Origin of the sequence: Aquabacterium sp. UBA2148 (assembly GCF_002328915.1) — a bacterium.
In the GTDB taxonomy this organism is placed as follows: Bacteria; Pseudomonadota; Gammaproteobacteria; order Burkholderiales; family Burkholderiaceae_C; genus Aquabacterium; species Aquabacterium parvum.
Genome location: NZ_DCXA01000055.1, coordinates 9,060 through 14,767, shown reverse-complemented (window position 1 = coordinate 14,767; position 5,708 = coordinate 9,060). Strand labels below are relative to the sequence as shown.

At 66.1% G+C, this 5,708-nt stretch carries 7 protein-coding genes and 1 pseudogene; 5 read left to right on the top strand and 3 right to left on the bottom strand.

Translation table 11 applies throughout. From position 1 onward, the window contains the following. The 3 genes and pseudogenes from B2W70_RS03070 to B2W70_RS03060 form a co-directional block, all read right to left on the bottom strand. Nucleotides 1-338 (bottom strand): annotated as a pseudogene (locus B2W70_RS03070) (phosphate acyltransferase); the annotation flags it as partial. Nucleotides 339-538: 200 nt separating this feature from the next. Then, entirely contained in the window at nt 539-721 is a 183-nt protein-coding gene (gene rpmF / locus B2W70_RS03065; protein ID WP_058086220.1) for a 50S ribosomal protein L32, read from the bottom strand. A 141-nt stretch (nt 722-862) separates the two neighbouring features. Next, a complete protein-coding gene (locus B2W70_RS03060) occupies nt 863-1,465 on the bottom strand; it encodes a YceD family protein (RefSeq protein ID WP_286742730.1) in 603 nt (200 codons plus the stop codon). Nucleotides 1,466-1,532: 67 nt separating this feature from the next. Here B2W70_RS03060 and B2W70_RS03055 point away from each other — a divergent pair, with 67 nt between their 5' ends. The 5 genes from B2W70_RS03055 to B2W70_RS03035 all read left to right on the top strand — a co-directional run. Continuing rightward, nucleotides 1,533-2,174: a Maf family protein gene (locus B2W70_RS03055; protein WP_286742728.1), complete on the top strand. Its 642-nt coding sequence runs from the start codon at nt 1,533-1,535 to the stop codon at nt 2,172-2,174. Continuing rightward, a complete protein-coding gene (locus B2W70_RS03050; RefSeq protein WP_286742726.1) occupies nt 2,167-3,006 on the top strand; it encodes an SAM-dependent methyltransferase in 840 nt (279 codons plus the stop codon). The genes B2W70_RS03055 and B2W70_RS03050 overlap by 8 nt, the downstream gene beginning before the upstream one ends. Nucleotides 3,007-3,127: 121 nt before the next feature. After that, nucleotides 3,128-3,628 (top strand): DUF3429 domain-containing protein, encoded by a 501-nt coding sequence (locus B2W70_RS03045; protein WP_286742724.1) that lies wholly within the window; start codon nt 3,128-3,130, stop codon nt 3,626-3,628. 11 nt (nt 3,629-3,639) lie between these two features. Continuing rightward, the gene (locus B2W70_RS03040; protein WP_286742722.1) at nt 3,640-5,448 is read left to right on the top strand and encodes a M61 family metallopeptidase; all 1,809 of its coding nucleotides are present in this window, start codon (nt 3,640-3,642) and stop codon (nt 5,446-5,448) included. Next, a partial coding sequence (locus B2W70_RS03035) for a hypothetical protein (protein ID WP_286742720.1) occupies nt 5,448-5,708 on the top strand: 261 nt, incomplete at its 3' end. The genes B2W70_RS03040 and B2W70_RS03035, both read left to right, overlap by 1 nt.

Here is a 5,708-nt window from a genome sequence, read left to right as displayed (position 1 = left end):
GAGACGCAAGCGTGGGCCGAGGCCGGCGCATCAGCGGAAGCCTTGACCTGGGTGATGGCCACCCGCATGGACGAATCCTTCTTGCGTCGCAGCGCAGTCTCGACCGGGTCGTCCATGGTGACGACCTCGCTGGCCTCGACGATGCGGCAGCGCTCCCAGTTGCGGGCGGGAGCCAAGGCCTCGGGCAGCCCCACCAGCAGCAACTCCGCATCCGGGTGCTTGGCCAGGAAGGCCTGGCAGGCAGGCAAGGTGATCGAGGGCCCATGATCGCCACCCATGCAATCAACGGCGATGCGCACAGGCGAAATCAGCGAAGAGGCGGACGTGACAGGGCTCATGTGCGTGGTGAAAACGGGGCTCGGCGGCGCGAGCGGCAGTCACACAGGACTGAAGGAAGAGCCGAACGGCTCACGCGGCACACCGGCGAAAAAGACAAGGGCCGGCAAACCCTTTGGATCGGGTTGTCCAGCCCTTTGCGTATCAGCGTATCAGGAACCTGACGCCAGCCTGACATCAGGCCAGCGCGGGCACCAGCCGATCAGGCGTCGGCCTTGGTCTTCAGAACCTTGCGACCGCGGTAGAAACCGGTCGGGCTGATGTGGTGGCGCAGGTGCACTTCACCGGTGGTGGCTTCCACTGCGGTGCCCGGGGTGACCAGGGCGTTGTGCGAGCGGTGCATGCCACGCTTGGAAGGCGACTTTTTGTTTTGCTGAACGGCCATGATGACTCCGTGGGGTCGATGTGTGGGCGAGGTGTGTCAATGCCGTGCGGACCCTGGGCCCACAGCCCGCATGCGGCAACAATCCTGGACAAAATCCTGGAAACCCGAAATTCTAGCACAAACCTGGCGGGCTGATCAAATTCAACTGCCTGAGCCCTTTTTCAGGGCGGCCAACGCGGCGAATGGGTGGGGTTTGGGCTCCGGGCTCGGCTCAGCCTTGCCCGCTTCAGCTGGGGGCGCACCGGGCACCAGCGTTTCAGAGTCGTCGTGCATCAGGTTGACGATGTCGCTGGGGCATTCGGCATGGCGAGGCACGATGGGCTGGGCCATGATCAGCTCGTCTTCGACCAATTCCAGCAAATGAAATTGCCGCGACACGGCGAGCACATCGTCGTCCGACTCTGCGTCCAGCCGCGCGGCTTCGGCTTCGTCGCGTGCAAACCGAATCGGGCGGGACACGGCCATGCGCTCTCGCACCGGGTGCAAGCAACGCTGGCACTCCATGTCAAGTTCAGCATGGGCGTCCAGGTCAAGCCAAAGCTCGGGCTCGCCCACACGCTGCGGCACGGCTCGCCCCGTGACCCGCCAACGCACAGGGGGCATGGCGGCCAGGTCGGCCTCAGGGGATGCGGCGGAGGCCAGGCGCGACAGAGCCGCGATCGGCGTTTCGCCGGCCAGTTCTGATGCAGCCTCGATGAAGGCCTTGACGTCGAGTTTTTCGGGCAGGAACACGCGTGCTTTCATGCCCGCGAGTGTATGCCCTGCGCCGAGCCGATCGGCCCCGCGCCAGCTGCTCGTGGACAATGGCGCCATGCCTGTTTCCGCTTTTTCCGCCCTGCCCCGACTGGTGCTGGGCTCCAGCTCACCCTACCGTCGCGAACTGCTGGCTCGCCTGGGCCAGCCTTTCGAGACCCGATCCCCGGACGTGGACGAAACGCCCCAGGTCGGCGAGATGCCGTTGGCACTGGCCTGCCGGCTGGCTGAAGCCAAAGCGCTCGCCGTGGCGCAAGGATTCGACGATGACGTGATCGTGATCGGATCGGACCAGGTGGCCGACCTCGGTGGTCTGGCGCTGGGCAAGCCAGGTCACCACGCGGCGGCGCGCGATCAACTTCGCGCACTGAGTGGTCAGGTCGTTCGCTTTCACTCCGCCGTGTGCGTGGCGCGCCCAAGAACCCAGCAATTGCTGCAGACCGTCAGCAGCGTGACCGTTCTGTTTCGCACGCTGAGCGACGACGTCATCGAGACCTACCTGCAGCGCGAGCAACCCTACGACTGCGCTGGCAGCGCCAAATGCGAGGGCCTGGGCATCGTGCTGCTCGATCGCATCGACTCGGACGACCCGACCGCGCTGGTGGGCCTGCCCTTGATCGCCACCAGCCGCCTGCTGCGTGAGGTGGGCTGGGATCCGCTGATGGCACCAACCACCGCCTCGGAGCTGAACCATGGCTGAGCCCAGCAACGATCAAATCGTGCCCCGCACGGGCGAGCGCGCAGGTCGCCTGCTGCTGGTGCCCAACACCCTCGACCTGGGTTGCCCGGACCCGGTCACCGGCAATGCGCCAGACTTGCAGCAGGTGTTGCCTCTTGGGGTGATCCGCGAGGCCGCGCGGATTGCCCACTGGGTTGCCGAGAACGCAAAGACCACCCGGGCTTTCCTCAAACGCGTGGATCAGGTCGCGCCCTTGAGCCAGGCTTTGCAGAGCTTGTCGATCGTGGAGTTGCCGCGCCCGGTCAAAGGTGGCAAGGGTGACAAAGGAGGCAAGGAGACCAACGACCAAGCCGCCGCCCTCGCGTCCTTGCTGGCGCCCACGCGCGCTGGCCACGACGTCGGTCTGATTTCAGAGGCCGGCTTGCCGGGCGTGGCCGACCCGGGGGCAGCGGTGGTGCAAGCCGCGCACCAGGCAGGCATCCAGGTCGTGCCACTGTCGGGCCCGAGTTCGCTGGTGCTGGCTCTGGCGGGCAGCGGTCTGCACGGCCAGAGTTTTGCATTCGTGGGCTACCTGCCAACCGACGCCCCCCTGCGAGCTCAGCGCATCCGCGAGCTGGAGTTGCTTTCGCGCAAAGCGCATCAAACACAGCTGGTCATCGAGACCCCCTACCGCAACACCGCGATGTGGCAGGCGCTGCTGCAACACCTGCAAGCTCAGACGCTGCTCAACGTGAGTTGTGGCCTGACCCTCAGCCAAGGCTTCACCTTGACCGACACGGTGGCGCGCTGGCGAAAGCGCGAGCTGGAACTGCCCAACGACGTGCCCGCCGTGTTCGCCTGGCTTTCGGTGTGACAACTCAGGCCATGACACCCCGGGTGCAGGCCTGCTGACATCCATCATTCTTGACACAATGTCAGCACGCGGGCGCCTTTGAGAATGCATCCGCTGTCGCCGACCTTCTCTGCCCCACCCCATGACGCTTGCCGCCGAGACCCCTGCCCCGTCCCCTCAGCCACACGCCGACCCCAACCTGCTGGCCAGGCGCCTGGGCTACGCGGGTCTGATTCCCTTCATCGCTGGTGCGATCTTCGTGTGGCTGCTGGTGGGCCGCATCGATGACGAGCCGTTTGCCTTCGTGGTGCGCGCACTGTCGACCTACGCAGCGCTGATCCTGTCATTCCTGGGCGGCATGCGCTGGGGGCTGGTGATGCCCTCATCGCAATGGCACGGCCCGGTTCCGGGCTACCAGCGCCGGGCCTTGTGGACGGGCATCGCCTTCTCGCTGATTGCTTGGATGGGCCTGCTGATGCCTCCCCACGCCGGCCTGGCCTGGCTGGGCGGCATGTTGATCGCCTGCTACCTGGCCGACCGCAAGCACTACCTGGAGCTGGGTGCGGCTGGCTGGCTGACCCTGCGCTTTCGCCTGACCGTGGTTGCCAGCCTTTGCTGCTTCGTGTCCGCCGCCCAGATCTGAGAACCCCCGACATGATCGAATTCCGCATCGAGGCCGCCGAGCCGCAACGCCATCGCTTTCAGGTGACGATGACGGTGCCCCGCCCCAGGCAACGCCAGCGCCTGAGCTTGCCGGTGTGGATCCCGGGCAGCTACCTGGTGCGCGAGTTCGCCAGGCACCTGACGCCGCTGCAGGCTCGTCAGGGGGGGGCGGACTGCGAGGTCGCGCAGATCGACAAAGCCACCTGGGAAGTCACCACCGACGGACGCAGCACGCTGAGCGTGAGCTACGAGGTGCATGCCTTTGACACCTCCGTGCGCGCCGCCTTCCTGGATGCCAGGCGTGGTTTCTTCAACGGCACCAGCGTGTTCCTGCGGGCCGAAGGCTTCGAGGCCAAGCCCCATCGGGTTCGCATCGGCGGCTTGCCCAAAGGCTGGCAGGTTGCCACGGCGTTGCAGGCCGTGAAAGTCAACGCGGCAGGCTGGGGCCTTTACGAAGCGCCCGACCACGACGAGCTGATCGACCACCCGGTCGAGTTGGGCAACTTCTGGCGCGGCGAGTTCACGGTGCGCGGCGTTCGCCATGAGTTCGTGGTGGCAGGTGCCAGTCCGGACTTCGATGGCGATCGATTGCTGGCCGACACGCGCCAGGTCTGCGAAGCGCAGATCCAGTTCTGGCATGGGCGCCGCAAGGCCGCTTTTGATCACTATGTGTTCATGCTCAACGCGGTGGAAGACGGCTACGGCGGGCTGGAGCACCGCCGCAGCACAGCCCTGATCTGTGCCCGCAAGGACCTGCCGCGCAAGGGTCGAGCTGTCGCCACGGAGGCTTACACCACCTTGCTGGGCCTCATCAGCCACGAGTACTTTCACACCTGGAACGTCAAGCGCCTCAAACCCGCCGGCTTCGACCCCATCGACCTGAGCCGGGAAAACATGACCCGGATGCTGTGGTTCTTCGAGGGTTTCACGTCCTACTACGATGACCAGTTCCTGTTGCGCACCAAGCTGATCGACGCCGCAACCTACCTCAAACTGATTGGCAAGACGGTCAACCAGGTGCGTGGCACCCCGGGGCGGCTGACGTACAGCGTCGGCCAGGCCAGCTTCGATGCGTGGACACGCTATTACCGACCGGACGAAAACACCGCGAACGCCACGGTCAGCTACTACACCAAGGGCTCGCTGGTGGCGTTGTGCCTGGACCTGGCCTTGCGGCTGCTGCCCGTTCGTGACGGTCACCAACCCAAGCTCGACGGCGTCATGGAGCGCCTGTGGCGCCTGGGCCGCTCCATCACCGAGGCAGACGTTGCGCAGGCGCTCGGCGACGAGGCTCAACACCCACCCGACACCCCCGCGCACCTGCAAGCCAGATCGGCTGCCCACAGCTGGACAGAACTGTTGCACCGTTGGACCGAGACCTGCGAGGAACTGCCGCTGAGCGAATTGCTGGCCAGCCATGGGGTGCAGTGGCAGAGCAAGGCCGCCCCCCTGCCGCAAAAGCTGGGCGTCCGCCTCTCGGAAGCCGCTGGCGCACTGAAGGTGCAGGCGGTCATGCGACATGGGCACGCCGAATCCGCGGGGCTCAGCGCCGGTGACGAGCTGCTGGCACTGGACGGCTGGCGGCTCAAGCGAACGGACGACCTCTTGCAGTGGCACGACGGCAGCAAGTCACAGGCGCTGCTGATCAGCCGCGATCAGCGTCTGGAGACACTCACCTTGCCTGCATTGGGCGGTGGCACGGCCACACCCTTTGCCGATGACATCGTGACCCTGACCCTGCCCAGTGCGGCCGCAGAGCCGGCAGCGCTGGCACGCCGCAAGGCCTGGCTGAGGGCCTGATGGCGCGTCAGGCAGGCCCCACCTCACCCAGGACCTTCGCCAGGCTGCTGACGCTGGTGGCGCTCGTGGCGGCGCTGCACCTTTGGCTCACGGGCAACGTGCTCGACGAGATGGCCGGGCTACAGCCCGACGCACCCCGCATCGAGCGCATGCAGGCCGAGTACGTGTCGGAGGTTCGGCTGACGAGTCCACCTGCGGCCCCGCTCGTTGCCCCCCCGGCGCCACCATTGGCCTCACCCAAGCCCTCTCGGCGCAAAAAA

Excerpts from the sequence above, each read along its gene's own strand:
- B2W70_RS03055 (WP_286742728.1), top strand. The coding sequence starts at position 1,533 with ATGCCTGTTTCCGCTTTTTCCGCCCTGCCCCGACTGGTGCTGGGCTCC.
- B2W70_RS03045 (WP_286742724.1), top strand. The coding sequence starts at position 3,128 with ATGACGCTTGCCGCCGAGACCCCTGCCCCGTCCCCTCAGCCACACGCC.
- B2W70_RS03060 (WP_286742730.1), bottom strand. The coding sequence starts at position 1,465 with ATGAAAGCACGCGTGTTCCTGCCCGAAAAACTCGACGTCAAGGCCTTC.
- B2W70_RS03040 (WP_286742722.1), top strand. The coding sequence starts at position 3,640 with ATGATCGAATTCCGCATCGAGGCCGCCGAGCCGCAACGCCATCGCTTT.
- rpmF (WP_058086220.1), bottom strand. The coding sequence starts at position 721 with ATGGCCGTTCAGCAAAACAAAAAGTCGCCTTCCAAGCGTGGCATGCAC.
- B2W70_RS03050 (WP_286742726.1), top strand. The coding sequence starts at position 2,167 with ATGGCTGAGCCCAGCAACGATCAAATCGTGCCCCGCACGGGCGAGCGC.